18 protein-coding genes are annotated in these 21,818 nt (G+C 35.9%); 14 read left to right on the top strand and 4 right to left on the bottom strand.

Features of this window, described 5'->3' with window-relative positions; all coding sequences use genetic code 11:
• Positions 1-2: 2 nt before the first annotated feature.
• The 7 genes from glmS to AAEU33_RS00875 all read left to right on the top strand — a co-directional run bounded on the left by glmS (position 3) and on the right by AAEU33_RS00875 (position 8,136).
• Complete coding sequence (gene glmS, locus AAEU33_RS00905) at positions 3-1,856, top strand: glutamine--fructose-6-phosphate transaminase (isomerizing) (protein WP_345990521.1); 1,854 nt, start codon at positions 3-5, stop codon at positions 1,854-1,856.
• Positions 1,857-1,963: 107 nt separating this feature from the next.
• Entirely contained in the window at positions 1,964-3,382 is a 1,419-nt protein-coding gene (gldK, locus tag AAEU33_RS00900) for a gliding motility lipoprotein GldK (protein WP_172283875.1), read from the top strand.
• 61 nt (positions 3,383-3,443) lie between these two features.
• A complete protein-coding gene (gldL, locus tag AAEU33_RS00895; protein WP_172283877.1) occupies positions 3,444-4,139 on the top strand; it encodes a gliding motility protein GldL in 696 nt (231 codons plus the stop codon).
• Positions 4,140-4,188: 49 nt separating this feature from the next.
• Positions 4,189-5,760: a GldM family protein gene (locus AAEU33_RS00890; protein ID WP_172283879.1), complete on the top strand. Its 1,572-nt coding sequence runs from the start codon at positions 4,189-4,191 to the stop codon at positions 5,758-5,760.
• A 23-nt stretch (positions 5,761-5,783) separates the two neighbouring features.
• Entirely contained in the window at positions 5,784-6,722 is a 939-nt protein-coding gene (gene gldN, locus AAEU33_RS00885; protein ID WP_172283881.1) for a gliding motility protein GldN, read from the top strand.
• Between the two features lie 55 nt (positions 6,723-6,777).
• Positions 6,778-7,812: an FAD-binding oxidoreductase gene (locus AAEU33_RS00880; protein WP_345990518.1), complete on the top strand. Its 1,035-nt coding sequence runs from the start codon at positions 6,778-6,780 to the stop codon at positions 7,810-7,812.
• 66 nt (positions 7,813-7,878) lie between these two features.
• Complete coding sequence (locus AAEU33_RS00875) at positions 7,879-8,136, top strand: SemiSWEET transporter (protein WP_345990516.1); 258 nt, start codon at positions 7,879-7,881, stop codon at positions 8,134-8,136.
• A 47-nt stretch (positions 8,137-8,183) separates the two neighbouring features.
• Here the strand turns inward: AAEU33_RS00875 and AAEU33_RS00870 are convergent, their stop codons facing one another.
• The gene (locus tag AAEU33_RS00870) at positions 8,184-8,618 is read right to left on the bottom strand and encodes an META domain-containing protein (RefSeq protein ID WP_345990514.1); all 435 of its coding nucleotides are present in this window, start codon (positions 8,616-8,618) and stop codon (positions 8,184-8,186) included.
• 45 nt (positions 8,619-8,663) lie between these two features.
• On the bottom strand, positions 8,664-9,056 hold the full coding sequence (locus tag AAEU33_RS00865; RefSeq protein WP_172283888.1) for a hypothetical protein: 393 nt from the start codon (positions 9,054-9,056) through the stop codon (positions 8,664-8,666).
• A gap of 378 nt (positions 9,057-9,434) precedes the next feature.
• On the opposite strand from AAEU33_RS00865, the gene AAEU33_RS00860 reads away from it, so the two are divergent.
• The 4 genes from AAEU33_RS00860 (at position 9,435) to AAEU33_RS00845 (ending at position 15,687) form a co-directional block, all read left to right on the top strand.
• The gene (locus tag AAEU33_RS00860; RefSeq protein WP_172283890.1) at positions 9,435-9,818 is read left to right on the top strand and encodes a hypothetical protein; all 384 of its coding nucleotides are present in this window, start codon (positions 9,435-9,437) and stop codon (positions 9,816-9,818) included.
• Positions 9,819-9,961: 143 nt separating this feature from the next.
• Positions 9,962-11,044, top strand: coding sequence for an efflux RND transporter periplasmic adaptor subunit (locus AAEU33_RS00855; RefSeq protein WP_172283892.1), 1,083 nt, complete (start codon positions 9,962-9,964; stop codon positions 11,042-11,044).
• A gap of 22 nt (positions 11,045-11,066) precedes the next feature.
• Entirely contained in the window at positions 11,067-14,258 is a 3,192-nt protein-coding gene (locus tag AAEU33_RS00850) for an efflux RND transporter permease subunit (RefSeq protein WP_172283894.1), read from the top strand.
• Positions 14,230-15,687, top strand: a complete 1,458-nt coding sequence (locus tag AAEU33_RS00845; protein WP_172283896.1) for a TolC family protein — start codon at positions 14,230-14,232, stop codon at positions 15,685-15,687. The genes AAEU33_RS00850 and AAEU33_RS00845 overlap by 29 nt, the downstream gene beginning before the upstream one ends.
• Before the next feature lie 205 nt (positions 15,688-15,892).
• Here the strand turns inward: AAEU33_RS00845 and AAEU33_RS00840 are convergent, their stop codons facing one another.
• Entirely contained in the window at positions 15,893-16,123 is a 231-nt protein-coding gene (locus tag AAEU33_RS00840) for a hypothetical protein (protein WP_172283897.1), read from the bottom strand.
• A gap of 283 nt (positions 16,124-16,406) precedes the next feature.
• Here AAEU33_RS00840 and AAEU33_RS00835 point away from each other — a divergent pair, with 283 nt between their 5' ends.
• The 3 genes from AAEU33_RS00835 to AAEU33_RS00825 all read left to right on the top strand — a co-directional run bounded on the left by AAEU33_RS00835 (position 16,407) and on the right by AAEU33_RS00825 (position 20,602).
• Positions 16,407-18,137 (top strand): helix-turn-helix domain-containing protein, encoded by a 1,731-nt coding sequence (locus AAEU33_RS00835; RefSeq protein ID WP_345990509.1) that lies wholly within the window; start codon positions 16,407-16,409, stop codon positions 18,135-18,137.
• A gap of 96 nt (positions 18,138-18,233) precedes the next feature.
• Entirely contained in the window at positions 18,234-19,766 is a 1,533-nt protein-coding gene (locus tag AAEU33_RS00830; protein ID WP_345990507.1) for a M20/M25/M40 family metallo-hydrolase, read from the top strand.
• Between the two features lie 137 nt (positions 19,767-19,903).
• Complete coding sequence (locus AAEU33_RS00825; protein WP_306614447.1) at positions 19,904-20,602, top strand: hypothetical protein; 699 nt, start codon at positions 19,904-19,906, stop codon at positions 20,600-20,602.
• A gap of 109 nt (positions 20,603-20,711) precedes the next feature.
• Here AAEU33_RS00825 and AAEU33_RS00820 read toward each other — a convergent pair whose 3' ends face one another.
• Positions 20,712-21,815 carry a DUF4861 family protein gene (locus tag AAEU33_RS00820; protein WP_345990505.1) on the bottom strand — a complete coding sequence of 368 codons (1,104 nt, stop codon included), beginning with the start codon at positions 21,813-21,815 and terminating at the stop codon, positions 20,712-20,714.
• Between the last annotated feature and the right edge of the window lie 3 nt (positions 21,816-21,818).

The raw sequence follows: 21,818 nt of genomic DNA, 5'->3' as shown, positions 1-21,818 counted from the left end.
TTATGTGCGGAATAGTTGGATATACAGGCTTTCAGGATGCCTATGATGTAGTTATTAATGGTCTTAGAAGACTAGAATACAGGGGATACGACAGTGCGGGAATTGTTTTGGAAAATGCAAACAATTCATTTGAAGTTGAAAAAACAAAAGGAAAGGTAGATGATCTTGTTAATATTTCAGCTCAATTAAAAGGTACTGCGAAAATTGGGATGGGACACACACGTTGGGCAACTCATGGGGTTCCAAGTGATAGAAACTCTCACCCGCATTTATCTAATAATAATAAAATTGCAATCATTCATAATGGAATCATTGAAAACTATGATACCATTAAAAAAATGCTTGCTGATAAAGGATTTACTTTCAAGTCTGAAACAGATACTGAAGTTTTAGTGAATCTTATCCAGTATTTTATGGATATAAATGTAGCAACAGATTTTCCAACTGCGGTAAGATATGCACTTAATGAGGTATATGGAGCTTATGCTATTACTGTAATGCACGAGGATTATCCTGGCGTTTTGGTAGTTGGAAGATTAGGTTCTCCCTTAGCAATTGGTATTGGAGATAAAGAATATTTTATTGCATCTGATGCCTCGCCTTTTGTAGAGTTTACAAAAGAAGCAATCTATCTTGAAGAAGGACATATGGCTACAATTTCTTTGGAAGGAGGAGTGGATATCAGAACAATTAATGAAAACTCGAGAATAGAGCCGGAAATCCAGCAATTGAAATTAAGCCTTGAGCAGATCGAAAAAGGTGGATATGAGCACTTCATGCTTAAAGAGATTTTTGAGCAGCCAAAATCGATCCACGATACAATGAGAGGTAGATTACTTGTGGATGAAGGAATCATCAAGATGGCAGGAATCTGGGATCATGTTGAGAAATTTAAAAATGCCAACAGAATTATCATTATAGCTTGTGGTACTTCATGGCATGCAGGTTTAATTGGTGAATATCTTATAGAAGAATATGCAAGAATCCCTGTTGAAGTGGAATATGCATCAGAATTCAGATATAGAAACCCGATTATTACAGATAAAGATGTTGTAATTGCTATTTCCCAATCGGGAGAAACTGCCGATACAATGGCGGCTTTAAAACTGGCAAAAGAAAAAGGAGCATTTATATATGGTATATGTAATGTAGTGGATTCATCTATTGCAAGAATTACGGATGCCGGTTCTTATACACATGCCGGACCAGAGATCGGAGTAGCATCTACAAAGGCGTTTACTGCCCAGCTTACGATCCTTACACTTATTGCATTCAAGCTAGGAAAGCATAATGGTAACCTTGGAAATGCTGAATTCATGAGTCTTATTTCAGAGCTTGATGCAATTCCTAAGAAAATTGAAGAAGTTTTGAGTTCAACACATGAATTGACTCAGAATATTGCTAAAGATTTCGTAGGGGTTCATAACTTCTTATATTTAGGTAGAGGTTATAATTATCCAGCAGCTTTAGAGGGAGCTCTTAAATTGAAAGAAATCTCTTATATCCATGCAGAAGGGTATCCTGCAGCGGAGATGAAGCACGGACCTATTGCTTTGATCGATGAGAATATGCCAATCGTTATTATTGCGCCTAAAAAAGGTCACTATGATAAGATCGTAAGTAATGTTCAGGAAATTAAAGCAAGAAAAGGAAAGGTGATTGCTGTTGTTAATAAAGGGGATCAGCAGGTAAGCGAAATGGCAGACTACGTTATCGAAATTCCTGAAACTTCAGAATGCTTCTCTCCAATAGTTGCATCTGTGCCTTTACAGCTGCTTGCTTACTATATTGCAGTATATAGAGGAGCCAATGTAGATCAGCCCAGAAACCTTGCTAAGTCGGTAACTGTAGAATAAAAATACTAGGAAATAAAATAAATTTAGATTTCTCGCGTTATTTCAAAAAAAATCTTAAAAGTTTCTTAAAAAAATTATATATTTACGGCTTAATTATAAAAATTAACATGAAAAGGATATTTCTTTTATTATTGTCTGCGTCGGTAGCGTCGGTATCTTGTTCAGGTGGTGGTAGCTCTTCTGTAGGGAAGCCAGGAACAAAAGGAGAGTTGATACCAAGAGAAAAAACTAAATCATTTGTTGCTGAAAGACCATACGGTATGGTTGCAATTCCTGCAGGATCTTTTATCGCAGGTTTAGCTGATCAGGATATCACTCATACTCCTGAGAAATCAGCACTGAAAACAGTAACTGTGTCCTCATTCTTTATGGATGAAGCAGAAACTACTAATGCAGAATACAGAGTATTCATTAACTACGTAAGAGACTCTATTGCCAGAACTCTACTTGCTGAAGCTGCCGGAGAAGGTGGTGAAGGTGGAGGAAGAGGTGCCAGCATCGGAGATTATGCATACCTTGCTAAGAAAGAAGAAAACCTAACTCCGTATCAGGAATATTTAGAAGGACAAGGAGGAAGAGAAGATGGAGGATATGATGCAAGTAAAAGACTAGATTGGAAAATCCCATTGCATTGGAATACTTCAAAATATCCTGATGTAGAATATGCGGAAGTTCTTGAGTCTTTATATTTACCAGCTTCTGCCAGAATTGGTAATGAAAGAATCCTTGATGTTAGTAAATTAAAATATAATTACCAGTGGGGAGATATGGATGCTGCTCTTGCTGACAATGAAAGAGGGGTAAACTACCTTAAAAGCAAAAGTATAGCAATCTATCCGGACACAACTGTTTGGGTAAAAGATTTCCACTTCGCCTATAACGAGCCATTATTTGAACAATATTTTTGGCATAAAGCTTATAAAGATTATCCTGTTGTTGGGGTAACCTGGGATCAGGCAAGAGCATATTGTAATTTCAGATCTAAATTGAAAACGGATTACAATGAAAGCTTAAAAAGAAAAAAACAGAGACCATTACAATTCCGTTTACCTACAGAGATCGAATGGGAATATGCTGCAAGAGGAGGTATGCAGAATGCTACTTATCCTTGGGGAGGTCCATATTTGATGGATGACAGAGGATGCTACCTGGCTAACTTTAAGCCTAAGCGTGGTAATTACATGGAAGACGATAAAAAAGGTACTTATACATATACAGCTCCAGTAAAGAAATTTAAGAAAAATGGATTTGGGTTATTTGATATGGCTGGAAACGTTTCTGAATGGACAGAATCTTCTTATAACAATTCTTCATACGGATTTTCTTCAACTCTAAACCCTTCTACTAAAGATAAATCAGATTCTAAGAAATCTGTAAGAGGAGGTTCTTGGAAAGATATAGGCGCAATGCTTATGACTGGTGCAAGAGATTGGGAAAGAAAAGATTCTGCAAGAAGTTATATTGGATTCAGAACTGTACAGGATATTCCTGAAGCTGCTGTTAAGCCAAGAAGGGTTAACAGATAATCAGATACATAATTATTTTTCAATACAATTTATTTTTAATCATTAAAAAAAACTAACTTATATGTTTAAGACTAAAGATGCTTGGATGAATTTCTTTTATTCATTCGGTGCTGCAATTGTAATCCTTGGAGCTTGGCTTAAGATTACTCACATTAACTTGGGACCAATCAGTGGTAACGTTGCTCTTACAGTAGGACTTATTACTGAAGCAATCATCTTCATTATTTTCGCTTTCGACCCTCCAAAATCAGAAGAGTCTTATGCCTGGGAAAATGTTTATCCTGAATTGTTAGATAAACATGCTAACCCGAACCCTTTACATTCTAATGTTTCTTCAAGAAATAATGCAGCTGCTCAATTTGCAGAATTAGAGAACTCTCTTTCTACAAAATTGGATAAAATGTTACAGGATGCTAAATTAGATGTTCAATTGTTTGAAAGATTAAGAACAGGAATTGATAAATTTTCAAATTCAGTGGATCAGATCAATCAGACGGTAGATGTTTCTGCTTCTACTCACAAATATAATGATCAGTTAAACATTGCCGCTCAGCACATGGAAAGCATGAACGCTTTATACGCGATGCAGTTGGAGAATGGTAAAAGACAATCTGAATTTGCCAATAAATATGTGGCAGATATGCAGAAGTCTGCTGAGCATTCAGAAAAATTCAACCAGGAGTTACAAGGTTTAACATCAAACTTAAATAATTTAAACAGAGTTTATGGTGGTATGTTAACTGCTATGAAGTCTTAATTTCCAAACCATTTCTAAATTTAATTTTTAATCCAAACAAAGAAAAAGAATGGCACAAGGAAAACAGACTCCACGTCAGAAGATGATCAACCTAATGTATTTGGTGTTCATCGCTATGATGGCCCTAAATATTGATGCGGAAATCATCAGATCTTATTATGATTCGACTAAAGCTCTTAATGAAACAAGAACTTTAACAGAAAGAAAGAATGAGAAAATTTTTGAAAAAACTCTAGAATTAAAGGCACAACAAGTGCCGGATACTTATGCTACTCCATGGGAACAGTATAAGGTTTTAAAAGCTAAAATTAATGCCTTAGTAGAAAGTGCTGAAACAATTAAAACTAAATTAAAAACTGAATCAGAATTCTCTGATAAAGTGGATGTAAGTGAGAATTTTGCAGCTCTTAATAATAACGAAGCAACTACGCATTATTTTTTTGCTGACGGAGATGAAAATAGCCCTTCTAAAGGAGCATTGGAATTGAAGTCCAAAATTGATGAAGTAAGAAATTATATTGTAGCAACTTTCGGAAAAAACAATCAGTTAAATGATTTGATTGAAAGAGCCAATAAATCTTTAATTGCTGAATACCCTAAAGGAAAATCTCCAAACGAGAAAACATGGTTTCAGAATAAGTTTTATCATCAGCCTTTAATTGCAGCAATTTCTAACCTGGAAATTATCCAGAATGATGCGAGAAACGTACAGTCTGATGCATTGGCTTTATTACTTCAAGAGAAAGTAGATGCTAGTATTAAATTCAGCAGCTATGAACCAATTGTTGCAGGACCTGTTGATATTCAGGCTGGAAAACAGGCTGAAGTAAAAGTAATGTTAGGTACTTATTCTAATAGCAATAAGATTAGCATTACGGGAGTAAATAAGGTAGAAAATGGAAAAGGAACAATTTCTATTTCAGGAAATGGTATTGGAGAGCATAAACTAAACGGTACTATTACCTTAACAGATGCTTCTGGTAAACCTCAAAGTTTCCCTTGGACGCATACATATAATGTAATTGCAGGACCAAGAGAAGTAAAACTTGAAAAAGGATTATTACTTTCTCCGGATAAGATGAATGTATTGTACAGAGGATTAGAAAACCCGGTTTCCGGTTCTATCCTGGGTGCTGACAATTCTAAATTATCATTATCTGCTCCGGGTGCTGTAGTAAAAGGTAATGGTCCAGGAAAATGGAATATTATTCCTTCTACTGGTAATACTGTGAAATTAACATTATCTGGAACTGATCCTTATGGTAAAACGGTATCTCAGGTATTTGAATACAGAATTAAGAATGTTCCGGCTCCTCAAGGTCAGATGAGAGGTCAGACAGTATTGAATATTCCTGCTACTTCGATTCCAAATCAGATGGTACAGGCAGCAATACCAGATTTTGATTTCCCTGTTTCATTCACTGTTAATCAGTTTATGGTGAAGGTACCTGGTAGAGCAGCATTGCTGATCAAAGGTAATAGTCTTGAAGAAGCTGCCGGATTGGTTAAAAATGTAAGAGCGGGTGATGTAGTGTATGTTTTTGATATTAAAGCGACTGCTACAGGATTAGGAAATCAAACATTGAAGAATATCTCTCCTGTTGTAATCAATGTTCAGTAATTTTAATAAGTTAAAATAATATTATGAAAAAATATATAAGCGCTTTTTTAGTAGTAGTTTCGGGAGTTGCTTTTTCCCAGACTATTCTGAATGCTTCTTCTCCTGAAGAGTTCAGACAAATGAGAGCTGAAAACAAGCAGAAAGTTGGAGATACTATTGTTGATAAAACGGTAAAACCTTTGGAATACGGTTTTGTTGAGGACAAAGATATCTTAAAAAGTATGTTTGTTTGGGAGATTATTGACATGAATGATAAGATTAATCAGCCATTATACTATGATAATCCTGATGGTCTTCTTGCTACTCAAACAAGATCTTTATATCAATTATTGCTGGATGCTGCAATAACAGGTAAAATCCAGGAAGTTTATGATGATGAGAATTTTGTAACTAAATTAACTCCTGAAGGAATTCAGAAAAGATTGGAAAGTGTAAGAGTTTCTGACGCTGCTATTGATATCCTAAACTCTGGAAGACAGCTTACAGAACAGGAGAAAAAAGAGTATACCGATATTTTTAAAACGACGACTGATAAAGTTAAAGTATTAAAAATTATGGGTATGTGGTTTATCGATAGAAGAGATGGTCAGATGAAATACAGACCACTGGGTATTGCAGCAATGGGACCAGATCCTGCTGTACAAGGTAGAACAGGGCCAGACGGACAGCCTTTGGCCGGAGCTAATGAGCTTATTGACCTGTTTTGGATTTATTACCCAAGTGCGAGAGAGATATTAGCGAATAACTTCGTGTATAATAGAAAAAACTCTTCTGCTGATCTTTCTTTCGATGATATCATCAATGCAAGAAGATTCTCTTCAATTATCTATAAATCTTCAAGTGGTTTAGGAGATGGTGTAATCAAAGATTATATTCCTAGAAATGCTGATGAGCAGATAGAAGAAAGCGACAGAATTAAAGCACAGATTCTTGATATGGAAAATGATATGTGGAATTATTAATATTTCACTTGATATTTATACAAAACCTGAGTATTTTTACTCAGGTTTTTTTATTATGAAAAATGTAGACTATATTATTGTAGGGGATGGATATGCCGGGCTTTTTTTTGCCCATCAGTTAATACAGAATAATAAATCATTTATTATTTTTTCCGAGAAAAAGAAAAGTGCTTCACAGGTCTCTGCAGGAATCATTAATCCTGTGGTATTAAAGAAATTTACAACGTTCTGGTTAGCACAGGAACAAATAAATACTCTGAAAAGAACCCTTTTAGAAATTGAATCATATACAGGGAGAAACTATTTGATTGATAAGCCTATTCATAGGATTTTCCATGATGAGAATGAACAAAAGCTTTGGGTTAAGAAGTCTGATCATTTAGAATTACAAAACTTTTTGAATAAGGAGTTTCAAAGTTTAGAAGGAATTAATAATCCTTTTAGTACGGGAATCGTTAATCAATCTGCGAGATTGGATGTCAGTAACTTTTTTAACGATTTTTTCACTTATTTCGAGGACAAAGGAAATCTTATCAATGAGAAGTTTGATTATGATAGTTTAGATGTGTCTGGATCCGAATATAAAGGAATCCGTTTTAATAATATTGTTTTTTGTGAAGGAATGGGGGTAATGAAAAACCCGTACTTTTCAGACATTGCTGTAATTCCAAACAAAGGGCATCATATTAGGGTCAAATTATCAGAAAAAATTTCAACTGTCGATACCATAAAGAAGAAACATTTTTTATTTCCCATTGATAATGGACTTTATTTTTATGGTGGCACATACGATCGTGAGCAATTGCATCACGAAATTGATGATTCTGCGGTAGACCAGCTGTTAAGAGGGTTATCTGAAGTATATCCTCACGATTTTAAGATACAGGAAGTTAATTTTGGTTTCAGGCCAACTGTGAAGGATAGAAGACCTATTATTGGTAGTCATAGTGAATATTCCAATTTGTATGTTTTCAACGGATTGGGGGCGAGGGGAATCTTAAACGGATGTTATTTTTCCGGAAGTTTGTATCAACTTATAGAGAAAGGAATTCCTTTACCTGATGAAGTTGCCCTTACAAGGTTTACATAATATGTGTATGTTTTTCGTTACCTAATTAAAAAATTAGTATATTCAGGATATGTGAATTCTATAAAAATGAATGAAAATATTCTTGGTATTGTGGCAGGTGTGCTCACTTCTGTATCGATGGTTCCTCAGCTGATAAAAGTTCTTAAAGAAAAGAATGTTGAAGATATTTCATGGGTCATGCTTTTGGTTCTTATTTCAGGTTTGTCTTTATGGGTGTGGTATGGATTGCTGAAGGATGAACTTCCCATTATTTTATCCAATGCATTTGCTGTCGTGCTGAATGTGGTACTTTTAATCTGTTATATGATCTATAAAAAAAAATAAAAGGCACTTTCTCATTAAAGTGCCTTCTTATCTGTATACATTTCTATTTATTCTTGTAGGGAAAATTTTGCCAAGGGTGCCATTTTAGCTTTATTAAGACTCAGGATTTTGCCATTTACAGAATAATTATCTGCAGCCAATAAAGCCTTGGTAAAACGTTGTTCTATTTCCAGATCATCACAAGCCATCATGGTAGAAATCCCCTGATTGAACTTGATACGCATAATGTCCTGTTTGATTTCAAAAGTACCTCCCAGGCCATTACATCCAGCGTTTCCTTCGTACCGCATGTCAGTCATATTCAATTTGAAATAAGGATTATTTTTCGGGTTTTTCAGCTGTATAGGCTGACTGTTAATTTCAATCAGTTTCCAAGTTTTTCCGGTAATATCATTACTGTTCTTATCGGCTGTTTTTGCAGTACAGCATATCGCCAGGATAAGTACAGAAAGTATTAAGACATAGTTGTGTAGTTTTTTCATGGGTATTGTTTTTAATTAAAGCATCTAATTTTTAGTTTGACAAAACTAATATGATGCCATTTTGCTGGCAGTGGCCCCTTTCTTTTCCTGTTTGTGGTGGAACAAGACCATGTCAACATTTCTTTTTAGAAAAGTTATATTTCCTCTGATATTAGAATACTGATACTCTGGATTGGATGCAGTATAATCTGGCAGATCTTTGTTCTTTTTAAGTTCGTAAGATTTACCATCAAGGTGAATAACAGCAGTATTATCTGTATTATTGATTGCGACTTCTATTTTATCTCCATAATTGTCTGTAAAAACTTCTTTGGTAATATCATCTGTTTCTACAGGTTGAGAGGCGATAACTTCGGGTTCTTCTTTGGCTGAGCTTTTACATGCTGCTACGGAAACTACTGCGAGAACAAGGATAATAATGTGAACTATTTTTTTCATAAGTATTTGTGATTAGGTGTTTCATTGGTTACTTGTTTGTGAACTGTAAAATTACAAAATATTTACGGTGTATTTGTTAATTTTTAATAAATTAATTAAATATTCATATCAATAGTATGGAATGCATCTTTGTTTCGGAAATGGTTATTTTTATTTTTTTTAACGATTGTTTCTGTTTTACGGAATTATTTGTATTGGCAATCTACACTGTATTTCCCATTAGAAATGATGAAAAAAAACTGTTGTAATCTCAGGTATCTGGATGCCGGGAATCGAAAGAAAATAAATCAATTCTGATGATTGATATTTGTGAGTGAGTTAAATTTTGTTAATCTGTATAAAAATATTCAAATCTAAGCTTACCTTTGCCACTTCAAAATGAGAAACTATATTGTGTATTTTTTGACGAGTCTATTTCTGCTTTTCATAGTGGAAAGTAAAATCAATGTCAAAACATTACATAACCATCTACCTGTTTCTCATCATTTACCTAAAAAAGCCAATCGTTTAAATCAGACCTACGATAAATTATCGATCCAGCAAATGCCGGATGGTGTTGATAATTCTTCTTTAGAGCTTACAGAAGAAGATTTTCAATGGTCGGATAGTGTTCAGGATGCTATTCTTTTTGTAGGCGTTTTCGGTTTGGTGTATTTCTTCGGACTATTTAATTATAAAAAATTAAAAGCCCGTATTCAAGGATTTGTTTCCAATTATTCCTCTGTAAAAAAGTTTATTCTGATCCGATCTATCAGAATTTAAAATTCATTTTTCAATGTATGATTCTACTCTGATTACAGAGTGGAGCAGTATGCGTTGTGCTTGTTGGTAGTGGGCATAGCGTTCTCTCTCAATTACCATTTCTATTCTATTAAAACATTAACGATTTATATAATTTCAAAATTATGAAAAGAGCTGCCTCGGGCATTGCGCTAAGCACCCTCTTGTTATTTGTTGGCTGTCACAACAAAAAAGAAGAAAAAGAAGAAGTAACAACCTTTCCGGTTACGTCTCCGGTAAAAATGGATACTGTAATCAACAAAGAATATGTTACGCAGATCCAATCTGTAAAAAATATCGAAGTCCGTGCACAGGAGAAAGGATTTCTTGAAAAGATCTACGTGGACGAAGGTCAGTTTGTTCACGCGGGACAGACTTTATTCCGTATTATGCCTCAATTGTATCAGGCTGAATTAATGAAATCCAAAGCTGAAGTGGAACAGGCCAATATTGAATTAAAAAATGCAAGTACATTAGCCAGTAATAATATTGTTTCAAAGAACGAACGAGCAATGGCAAAAGCTAAGCTTGATGCTGCTAATGCAGAAATGAGACTTGCCCAGATTCATTTATCATTCACCGATATAAAAGCTCCGTTCTCAGGTATTATTAACAGGATTCCATTGAAACTCGGAAGTCTTGTCGATGAAGGAGATTTGTTGACCAGTTTGTCTGATAATACCAATGTTTACACTTATTTTAATGTATCAGAACCCGAATATCTGAATTATCAGACTCATGCCGCAGATAGAGGAAGTAAAGAAGTAACTCTTATTATGGCTAATGGAGATGCACTTCCTCAAAAAGGAGAGATCCAGACTATAGAAGGGGAATTTGATAATGAAACGGGGAATATAGCCTTCCGGGCAAAGTTTCCTAATCCTGATAAACTTTTGAGAAATGGAGAAACAGGAAAGGTAAGAATGACCCTACCGCTCAGAAATGCTTTAATTATTCCACAAAAGGCTACTTATGAAATTCAGGATCAGAAATATGTGTTTGTCGTTGGCAAAAATGGCGTATTAAAATCCCGGAATATAAAAGTGGCTTATGAATTACCTGATCTATATGTTGTGGCTTCAGGCCTGGCAGCAGGAGAGCAATTTCTCTTAGAAGGCGTTCAGAAAGTGAAGGACGACCAAAAAGTAAAAGTGAAATTCCAGGATCCGCGGAAAGTAATTCAATCATTGAAATTAAAAGCAGAGTAGTGTACTCGTAAAATGAAGCTGTATGTTTAAGAAATTCATTCGCAGACCTGTTCTGTCTATCGTAATCTCATTGATTATTGTGTTTATGGGAGTTTTATCACTTGTTAAGCTGCCCATAACACAGTTCCCGTCCATTTCTCCGCCTAAAGTAAATATTACTGCGGAATATCCGGGAGCAAACAATGAACTGTTAATTAAATCTGTAGTTATTCCACTGGAAAGAGGACTCAATGGTGTTCCGGGGATGAAGTATATGACTTCTGACGCCGGAAACGACGGAGAAGCCTCCATCCAGGTTGTATTTGATTTGGGAACTGATCCGAACGTTGCAGCAGTAAACGTTCAGAACCGGGTATCTTCAGTGGTTAACAAACTTCCTCCATTGGTTGTCCGAGAGGGGGTGAAGATCACCCGTGAAGAGCCTAACATGTTGATGTATATCAACCTGTATAGTGATGATCCCAAAGCTGACCAGAAGTTTCTGTTTAACTATGCGGACATCAATGTAATGTCTGAATTGAGAAGGGTAAGTGGAGTTGGTTTTGCCGATATCCTTGGAACCCGTGAATATGCAATGCGTGTCTGGCTAAAACCGGACAGATTAACGGCCTACAATATTTCAGCAGACGAAGTAATGGAAGCTTTGAATGAGCAGAGTTTAGAGGCTTCACCGGGGAAAACCGGAGAAAGTTCGGGAAAACGTTCTCAATCATTTGAATATATTCTAAAATATCCTGGTCGTTTTAATAGTGAAAAAGACTATGGAAACATTATCCTTAAGGCAAAGTCAGCCGGGGAGTTTGTAAGACTGAAAGATGTAGCCGATATTGAATTCGGAAGTTCAATGTATGATATTTATTCAACATTGAATGGTAAACCTTCCGCGGCAATCACAGTGAAGCAGTCTTATGGATCCAACGCAAGTGATGTTATTAAGAATGTAAAAAACCTGATGGCTGATCTTCAGAAAACTTCTTTTCCTAAAGGAATGCATTATGACATCAGTTATGACGTATCCAGGTTCCTGGATGCTTCGATTGAAAAAGTGGTTCATACCTTATTTGAAGCTTTTATCCTTGTGGCGATTGTGGTGTTTCTTTTCCTTGGTGATTGGCGTTCAACATTGATTCCGGCCTTAGCGGTTCCGGTGTCATTGGTAGGAACATTTGCCGTAATGTCTGCATTTGGGATCACATTGAATATGATTTCACTTTTTGCGCTTGTAATGGCGATCGGTGTAGTTGTGGATGATGCCATTGTGGTTATTGAAGCCGTCCACGCCAAAATGGAAGAAAAAAATCTTTCACCATTAAAAGCAACGGAAGAGGCGATGCATGAGATCAGTGGAGCGATTATAGCAATCACTTTGGTAATGGCGTCTGTATTTATTCCTATTGCATTCATGTCAGGACCTGTAGGTGTTTTCTATCGTCAGTTCTCTATTACGATGGCTTCTGCAATTATACTTTCAGGGGTTGTGGCATTGACACTGACTCCGGCTTTATGTGCTTTAATTTTAAAGAATAATCACGGAAAGGCAAAAAGAAGAACTCCGATTACGATATTCCTGGATAAATTTAATGGGTTATTTACTAAAGGAGCCGGGAAATATGAAAAGTTACTGAATAAGACCGTAACGAAAAAGATGTTTACGCTTCCTTTGTTGTTAGCTTTTTGTTTATGTACATTCTTTTTAAGCAATTCACTTCCATCAGGGTTTATTCCTAGTGAAGACCAGGGGATGATCTATGCTATTATTCAGACTCCTCCGGGATCTACTTTGGAAAGAACAAATCAGATAGCAAAAGAACTTTTAAGAGAATCGGAAGATATTGATGGAGTACAGTCTGTTTCTTCCCTTGCTGGTTATGAAATTCTAACAGAAGGAACAGGATCTAACTCCGGAACCTGTCTTATCAACCTCAAAAGCTGGGAAGATCGTAAAGAATCTGCCGCAGAAATCATTGAGAAACTAGAAGAAAAAGCCAAAAATATTCCGGGTGCCAATATTGAGTTTTTTCAACCGCCTTCTATTCCGGGATATGGTGCTGCCGGAGGTTTTGAGCTTCGTCTCTTAGATAAAGCGGGTAGCGGGGATTACCATAAAATGGAGCAAGTAAGTAATGACTTCGTTAAAGAGCTAAAAAAACGTCCTGAACTTGGATCAGCGTTTACCTTTTACTCGGCAAGTTTCCCGCAATATATGTTGAGGGTTGATAATGACCTGGCGGAGCAAAAAGGAGTGACTATTGCCAATGCAATGGATAATTTATCAACATTGATTGGTTCGAACTATGAAACCAGTTTTATTCGTTTTGACAGACCTTATAAGGTAATCGTTCAGGCAGGGCCGCAATATCGTGCATTACCAACTGATTTATTGAAGCTATATGTTAAAAACGATAAGGAGCAAATGGTTCCATATTCAGATTTCATGAGGCTTGAAAAAGTATATGGATTATCTGAGATTACAAGACATAATATGTATAATTCCTCAGAGGTAAGTGGAACCCCAGCACCGGGATACAGTAGTGGACAGGCGATCAAAGCCATTCAGGAGGTTGCAGATAAAACTCTACCGAGAGGATTTGGAATCGACTGGGCAGGTATCTCCAAAGATGAAGTAAGCCGTGGAAATGAAGCCATATTTATTTTTCTTGTATGTCTTGGATTTGTATATCTTATTCTTTCTGCACAATATGAAAGTTTCATTCTTCCTTTGCCGGTAATTCTTTCTCTTCCTACAGGGATATTTGGAGCATTTTTATGCCTGAAACTATTAGGGTTGGAAAATAACATCTATGCTCAGGTGGCAATGGTAATGCTTATTGGTCTCTTAGGGAAAAATGCCGTATTGATTGTGGAATTTGCCGTACAGAAAAAGGCAGAAGAAGGAATCTCTGTAGTGAAAGCTGCTATCGAGGGAGCAACAATCCGTTTCCGTCCTATCCTGATGACCTCATTTGCGTTTATTGCCGGATTGATTCCGTTGGTAATGGCAACGGGACCGGGAGCAGTCGGAAACAGAACAATCGGAACTGCAGCAGCAGGAGGAATGCTGATAGGGACCATTTTTGGATTAATGATTATTCCTGGATTATACTATATTTTCGGAACGATTGCTGAAAAGTCCAGGCTGGCAAGATATGAGGAAGAAAATCCTTTAACAGAACAAACTGAACCTTATGAACATGATGGAAAATTTGAAGACTAAATCAATACTTACAGCCATAGCATTATCCCTTGTTTTATCAAGTTGTAAAGCACCTATGGCGACTGTTATAAAAGACGAGGTAAAAGAAAATGTACCTCAGAACTTTGGAGAAAATGATCAGCAGGATGCTAATACCAACAGTGGGACAACTCCATGGAGGCAGTTTTTTACTGACCCAAATCTTGTAGTGCTGATTGAAACCGCCCTGAAAAATAATCAGGAGCTGATGATTACCTTACAGGAAATTGAAATCGCAAAAAGCGGAGTTCTTTACAAGAAAGGTAAATTGAGTCCTACAGTAGAGGCAAAACTGGGAGCGGGGTTGAAAAAATCCGGACGTTATACCAGTGAAGGAGCAGGAGATGCAACTACGGAGATTGAACCCGGAAGAGAAATGCCTGATCCACTGGGTAATTTTGAAGGAGGATTAATGGCAAACTGGGAGATTGATATCTGGAAAAAACTACGAACAGAAAAAGAATCTGCTGTAGCCCATTATCTGTCTACAGTAGAAGGAAAGAATTTTGTTCTTTCCAGCCTTATTGAAGAAGTGGCGGACAATTATTATGAATTGCTTTCACTTGACAACCAGTTGGATATTATTCAGCAGTACATCAAGCTGCAGGATAAGGCGTTGGAGATTTCTAAAATCCAGAAGGAGGCTGCTGCGGCAACAGAACTGGCTGTAAAGAAATTTGAAGCAGAATTGGCTAAGTCCAAGGCAACGGAATATACAATCCGACAACAGATCACTGAAAAGGAAAATGAGATAAATGCTCTTTTAGGAAGATTTCCACAGCCGATTGTAAGAACTAAGGAAAGCTTTATGTCTACAATTCCTCAGACCGTTTACACCGGTATTCCATCGCAATTATTAGCCAATCGCCCAGATATCAAACAGGCTGAATTGGAATTAAAATCTGCAAAACTGGATGTGGAAGCTGCGCGAAAAGAATTTTATCCTTCCCTTGAGATCTCTGCAGCGCTTGGACTGGAAGCTTTCAAACCTTCTTATCTGGTAAAAATGCCCGAGTCTATCGCTTATAATCTGGTAGGAGAAGTAGCAGGGCCTCTGATTAATAAAACTGCGATTAAAGCTAATTTCCAGACTGCTGATGCAAAACAGATACAAGCATTGTATGAATATGATAAAACTATTCTGAATGCATATCTGGATGTTGCTAATCTGATGTCGAAAGTTAAGAATATTGATCAGTATTATAAGCTGAAGTCTGAGGAAACCCATGCACTAGATCAATCTATTGATATTGCCAATCAATTGTTCAGAAATTCAAGAGCAGACTATCTTGAAGTATTATTAAATCAAAGAGATGCTTTAGATGCCAAAATGGAATTGGTAGAAGCAAAAGAAAAACAGCTGAGTACAGTTGTTGATATTTATAAGAGCTTAGGCGGAGGCTGGAAGTGATTATAAATCTTTAATGTTTTTTTAATAGAAGGGGGGCTGTCGTCAGACAGCCTCTTTTTTGTTTAAAATATCAATTAAATTTCCATTAAAAAGGGCCCTGTAATATGCCGGGCCCTTTGGAATTTACCTGCAATTTGCAACTAAATTATATATAAACATGGTTGTTAGTTCGTTGTAATCAACATTCAGGAATGCTTTCTTCCTGTTATGGTTGTGTTTTCCAGTGTGTTCCGTTTTTTACAGGAGGATCTGTTTTTGCAACCAGTTTTCCTTCTACCGTCTTTGATTGCTTGTCACTAGCAATTTTAAGCCCAGTGGCATTATTCTTTGCCATTTGAAAGTCGTTTTCATCATCCTGTCTGCAAGCTCCTAAAGTCATACAAACTGCCATAGCAATTATTAATGGAAAGGTTTTTAATGAGATAATCTTTTTCATAAAATTTCAGAGTTAAAAGGTTATCCCGGCCAGGTTTATCATTCAGAATTCTGAGTCCGAAATTATAGGCATAAAATGATAAAAAAAAGTACTTGTTGTCTCTATTCGGCAATTAAGACGTCCTAATTCATAAATAAGGACAATGTTAAATATTTGATTTTCAATTGTTTATTTAAATTTTTAATGTGTCGAAAACCAAGGGGATTAAATCATAATTGTTTAATAGGAATTAAATGATTTTATGTATTTTTGGTTTATAAATATGGTTTGTTAAATATTCGAAGTGATAAAAAAACTGCTTTTTATACTCGTCTTAGTAATTTTTAAATTATCCTTTTCTCAGGAAGGATACAGTGACTATTATAAACTCCGGTTGAAATACGAAAACTTCGAAGAAAATAACACTCAGGCGTTTCCATATATTCAACCTTATATTAATAAAGCTAAAAAGGAAAAGAATTTTGAAAAGCTTGTTCAGGGATATAAGGATGGAGTATTCTATTCCTCTTCCAACGAACAGAAGCTTATTTATGCAGACAGCACGGTATGGGCTGCTCAGCAATCCGGAGATAAAGATCTCATAAGTACTGCTTATCTAGAAAAAGGGGTTGTTTATTACTATCATTACAAAAGGTTCCAGGCAGCATTGAATGAATATCTGCTCGCTTACGAATATTCGAAGGATACGAAAAATGATTTCCTGAAATATCAGAATCTGTATCATATAGGTGTTGTAAAAAGTTATTTAGGATATTATGAGGAGGCCTCAAAATTATTTGAACAATGTATCGCCTATTACGGACCGAAATCAAAATCCGGATTGCATCCTAATGAAGTGTATAACAATAAAAAGGGTTATCTCAACAGCTTACATCAATTGATTATCTGCTACCGTAATTTACATAAGCCGGATCAGGCAGATAAGGCTATCCACACTGGATTACAGCAGGTAGGTGCCAATGGTGAATACTCGCAGGAGAAAGGCTATTTTCAGCTTGCAAAAGGAATATCGGAATTTGACAGAAAAGATTATATAACGGCTGTCGATGATTTGAAACAGTCGGTTTTTCCTATGAAGAAAAGCGGTGATTTTGCACGACTATCCGTAGGATATTTTTATATAGGGAAAAGTTTAGCCGGATTAAAAAAGGATACGGAATCTATTATGTATTTTAGGAAAGTTGATTCTATATTTCAAAAACATCAATTTATTCTTCCTGATCTTAGAGAAAATTATGAAATCCTGATCAAGCATTATAAGGAAGAAGGGAATCAAGGCGAGCAATTATATTTTACCGGTCAGCTTTTAAAAGCAGACAGTATTATTTCGAAGGATTTTATTTATTTGTCGAGTAAAATTCATAAAGAATTTGATACAAAGACTTTGCTTGAAGAAAAAAGTAAACTGGAGAAAGCCAATTCCTGGGGCAATATTATTATAGTAAGTTTAATTGTTCTGGCGATTATACTTTCCATCCTTCTTGTCATAAGATATAGAAGAGAAAAGGACATTCAGCAGAAATATATCCTTTTGGAGGAAAAATTCAGTTTACATCAAAATTCAGTACCTGAAAAATCATTGTTGAATATAGATGCTGAGGAAAAGAAAACCGGATTAGATGAAAATAAGGTAGAAGAGCTTCTCACCAAGCTGAAAATATTTGAAGCAAAAAAAGAATATACCCAAAAAGGTCTTACCATTCACAAACTGGCCGGGCAGTTGGGAACCAATTCAAATTATCTTTCTCAGGTGATCAATGATTGTAAAGGAGTTAATTTCAATAAATATCTAAGTGAGCTCCGGATCAATTACATAACAGCACTTCTATTTGAGAACAAAGAATATCTTAAGTACCGCATAGAAACTTTAGCAAAGGAGTGTGGTATCGCATCCAGACAGAATTTTTCAGATTTATTTTATGAAATTAATGGGATCCGGCCAACGGATTTTATCCGCAAAAGAAAACAGGAACTAGATAGTAAAAATAGTTTCTCGGCATTTAATCCTGCGTAAAAAAACATCTACTTCATATCCATATTCTGTTTTGAGTTTTTTTAATATGAATATCTTTATTATATTTATTGAAAAGCTATCACAAAACAAAAGATCATGAAAAAATTCCTTTTAGCAATTGCAGTCATTGTCGTGGTGATCGTTGCGGTATTGCTGATCAAGACATTTACGTATCCGTTTAAAAAAAATAATCTAAGTTCTGTTCCGGAAACAAAATGGGTTAAAAATGATTCTGCCATCCAAAGGTTCTCAGGTGGAATTAAAATACCTACAGTGTCAGCGGGTGATCTGGATGTTTTTGATTATGCTCCATTTGGACAATTCAAAGAATATTTGAAAAAATCATATCCTTTAGTCTATCAAAACACAGAAAACTATGAAGTTAATACCTATGGATTAGTTTTTAAATTAAAAGGAAGCAAACCTAATCTGGAACCTATCCTTTTTTTATCACACATGGATGTAGTGCCTCCGGGCGATGCTGATATCAAAAATAATGAACAAAATGTTTTCAGACCCGATGATAAAGCTTTACCCGCTGTGACCAAAGTAGCAGAAGATTGGGATTTTTCCCCTTTTTCCGGGGCGGTTGCGAATGGAAGAATTTATGGAAGAGGAGCGATCGATATGAAAGGAATGCTGTTTTCCCTGATGGAATCTCTTACCAATATGATTAAAAGCGGAACAGTTCCTCAACGCGATATTTATCTAGCTTTTGGGTTTGATGAAGAAGTAGGAGGACGAAAAGGAGCAAAACAGATCGCCGAGGATTTTAAGAAAAAAGGATTGACGTTTGATGCGGTTTACGATGAAGGTGGATTGATCCTGGAAAAAGGAGGGATTAAAGGAATAGATTCTGATGTTGCCGTAATCGGTTGTGCTGAAAAAGGATTTCTTTCTGCAAAAATAAAAGTGAAAGGATTGGGAGGACATTCCTCAATGCCACCTATGGAAAGTGCCATCGGTAAAGCTGCTGTTATCATGCAAAGATTGGAAAAAGATCAGATGAAGCCAACCATTACTCCTCTTATTAAAGAGTTTTTTGATAATATTGGTGGAACAATGCCATTTGCAAATAGATTGGCTATTTCTAATCAATGGCTTTTAAAATCCGTGTTGCTTTCACAGTTGGCTAAAAACAATTCCACCAATGCTTTGATACGCTCTACAACTGCTCTTACCATGATGAAAGGGAGTGACGGAACTAATGTACTTTCCCCCGAAGTTGAGTTTGTGGTTAATTTCAGATTACTTTCAGGCAATTCTGTAAAAGATATAAGAGATCATATCGCTATGGCGACCAAAGGTTTTGATGTAGAAGTGGAAGAGATTGACAATACCAGAGAGGCTTCTGCGATATCACCGACGAATGTTAGGGCATATAAAGTGATTGAACAGGGGATTAAGGAGGTTTATCCTAATTCTTTAATTACTCCTTATCTTACCATTGCCGGAACAGATGCTTATAAATATCAGATCGTAAGTAAAAATATTTACAGGTTTATGCCTATTAAGATTACTGATGCTGAAAAACAAAGCATTCATAGTACTAATGAGTATATCAGTATTGAAAATTACATGAAAATGATTCATTATTTTGAGTATATCATGAAGAATTATGATAAGTGATTCATACGTATTATAGCCTGATAGCCTGATAGCCTGTAATTGATCCCCCTTCATATTTAAATTTTCACTAAAAAAATATTAAACGTCAAGTTTTGACGCTTTACTGAAATAGCTTTGTCTTATCAAAATATAAAGCTATGGAATTGCCTTTTTATTTAAGCTATAAAGAGTTTGAAAATAATTATTACAATAATCTTGAAAAGTGGTTTGAAGAGCATCTGAATACCAGTGAAACTGATTTTTTGAAAAGTCTTGTGGATATGTATTGTCCGTATCTGTATTACAACTTCACTCATGACAGGATTCAGGCTGATGCATCTATTCAAATCAAAGATTGCTTTTTCCCATACCATGAAAAAATCGGCTTATCTTTTTGTACCAACTGTGAAAATGATACAGAGAAGAAGCATAAAAAGCAAATGAACCATGTATTTGAATGGAGAACAATAACAATGATGGAATATGCGCAACATATTCTTGATAAAATAAACCGGTATTTTGCTAAAAACGAGATCTCTCCTAAAGATAAAAATGTTCTAGATTATATTAACAGTCGTGAAATCATTACTTTTAAAGAGGGAGCGGGATATTGTGTGAATTACAATCAACATCAGAAAACTATTTCTTTTTTAAAGGCTTACCTTCCTTGCCATGGGCAAACTGTAAATATTGGAGTTTATCGTGATTTTATTTTTTCTGTTGTTCAGATCGCTCAATTTATTGATCGGAAATTAAGAGCTGTACAGGCTACCGAAATGACTATTTATAATAAGCTGAAATCAGATGCAAGATTCAAGGTACAGATGAGCCATCAGTTTCTTACCATGTGTAACTAATTATACAACCGACACCAAAACATTCATTATAACTCAATTATGGTTTGATTGGTATTTGATACTGATCAAACAAACAAATCCTGATTACATGATCAGGATTTTGTTTTTATTATTGGGTTATCTGTATAGGATGTTTTAATCTGAGAGAAAATTCCTGAAGGTAATATAGCCAGTTTTTACCGGAAGTAATTTCACCTGCTTTATCCCAGACAGCACCCGTATAAAAGGTAACGGCCTGATTGCTTTTTACATTAGTTTCCGAGCCCAGATGTTTATTCTTATCAATAATAAGGTTATTGCTGTTAGGGTATAGAATAGCGCTACCTACAGTTCCGTTTTTTGAGTTCTCAGGCCAGTAAGCAGCCAGCTGATTATCCTGGTCGATGATTTTTTGCCCCTTACCATCCCAATGAACAATACCGGTAAAAACAGGAAGGGTCTTTTTTCCTTTAAACTCATACCTAATGACAGATTTGTTAAGTTGTGAGCCTGCATCCAGACTGATCCTTTTGAGTGCGGAAATTTCATAGCCGTCAATTTTTACCTGGGGATAAGTGAGTTCAAATGTAAATCGAAGAGGACCTTCTTCAATGATTTTGTAGGAAGTATAATTTCCAAGATAGGCTAAATTATTATTTATGAAAGGAAGGACATCACCTGCTCCCAAAGTACTACCCACCTGAAAAAAGTCCAACCCATCTCCATTATCCTGATGGTAATTATTGAGTTGATACCATTGGTTGATAATCATTTTGTTGGTTCTTTTTGTCCAGGCGTCCATTCCCCAGCCGTTTTGTTCAGGAACTTTTTCCAGTTCTTTTCCATACATACGGAAGGCGATCTTATCGTTTTCCCATGCAAAATCTCCAAGACGTTCGGGTACAAATCTTCCGTACACTTTAGGCTCAAAATGCTGTAGTGAAGATTTATAAAATTCTATTTTTTTTATTTCGCCAGCCTTAAAGTCGCTTTGAATAAGCAGGTCGCCGTTGGCCAACCACTGATAGGGTAGCTCCTTTTTGGAAGATGCATCATTAATGGTAAAGTTTTGACCGGCGAGAACCCTGACTTTTTTTAAAGGAATTTCTACGGACTCCATATTTCGGGGAATCGTAAGACTGTTTTTTAGCTCTAATTTTAATAATATGGATTGTTGGGCATGCATGAAAGATACACAATGTATCATTACTAAGCCCCATAATGTTGATTTCATGAA

Origin of the sequence: Chryseobacterium sp. Chry.R1 (assembly GCF_039645525.1) — a bacterium.
GTDB lineage: Bacteria > Bacteroidota > Bacteroidia > Flavobacteriales > Weeksellaceae > Chryseobacterium > Chryseobacterium proteolyticum.
Note: the sequence above shows the minus strand (reverse complement) of the source record. Positions and strands in the feature narration are given on the sequence as shown.

Coding starts and splice junctions, on each gene's coding strand:
- AAEU33_RS00875 (WP_345990516.1), top strand. CDS start 7,879: ATGAATGAAAATATTCTTGGTATTGTGGCAGGTGTGCTCACTTCTGTA.
- AAEU33_RS00855 (WP_172283892.1), top strand. CDS start 9,962: ATGAAAAGAGCTGCCTCGGGCATTGCGCTAAGCACCCTCTTGTTATTT.
- AAEU33_RS00860 (WP_172283890.1), top strand. CDS start 9,435: ATGAGAAACTATATTGTGTATTTTTTGACGAGTCTATTTCTGCTTTTC.
- AAEU33_RS00830 (WP_345990507.1), top strand. CDS start 18,234: ATGAAAAAATTCCTTTTAGCAATTGCAGTCATTGTCGTGGTGATCGTT.
- AAEU33_RS00840 (WP_172283897.1), bottom strand. CDS start 16,123: ATGAAAAAGATTATCTCATTAAAAACCTTTCCATTAATAATTGCTATG.
- AAEU33_RS00820 (WP_345990505.1), bottom strand. CDS start 21,815: ATGAAATCAACATTATGGGGCTTAGTAATGATACATTGTGTATCTTTC.
- AAEU33_RS00850 (WP_172283894.1), top strand. CDS start 11,067: ATGTTTAAGAAATTCATTCGCAGACCTGTTCTGTCTATCGTAATCTCA.
- gldN (WP_172283881.1), top strand. CDS start 5,784: ATGAAAAAATATATAAGCGCTTTTTTAGTAGTAGTTTCGGGAGTTGCT.
- gldL (WP_172283877.1), top strand. CDS start 3,444: ATGTTTAAGACTAAAGATGCTTGGATGAATTTCTTTTATTCATTCGGT.
- AAEU33_RS00880 (WP_345990518.1), top strand. CDS start 6,778: ATGAAAAATGTAGACTATATTATTGTAGGGGATGGATATGCCGGGCTT.
- AAEU33_RS00825 (WP_306614447.1), top strand. CDS start 19,904: ATGGAATTGCCTTTTTATTTAAGCTATAAAGAGTTTGAAAATAATTAT.
- AAEU33_RS00845 (WP_172283896.1), top strand. CDS start 14,230: ATGAACATGATGGAAAATTTGAAGACTAAATCAATACTTACAGCCATA.
- gldK (WP_172283875.1), top strand. CDS start 1,964: ATGAAAAGGATATTTCTTTTATTATTGTCTGCGTCGGTAGCGTCGGTA.
- AAEU33_RS00890 (WP_172283879.1), top strand. CDS start 4,189: ATGGCACAAGGAAAACAGACTCCACGTCAGAAGATGATCAACCTAATG.
- AAEU33_RS00870 (WP_345990514.1), bottom strand. CDS start 8,618: ATGAAAAAACTACACAACTATGTCTTAATACTTTCTGTACTTATCCTG.
- AAEU33_RS00865 (WP_172283888.1), bottom strand. CDS start 9,056: ATGAAAAAAATAGTTCACATTATTATCCTTGTTCTCGCAGTAGTTTCC.
- glmS (WP_345990521.1), top strand. CDS start 3: ATGTGCGGAATAGTTGGATATACAGGCTTTCAGGATGCCTATGATGTA.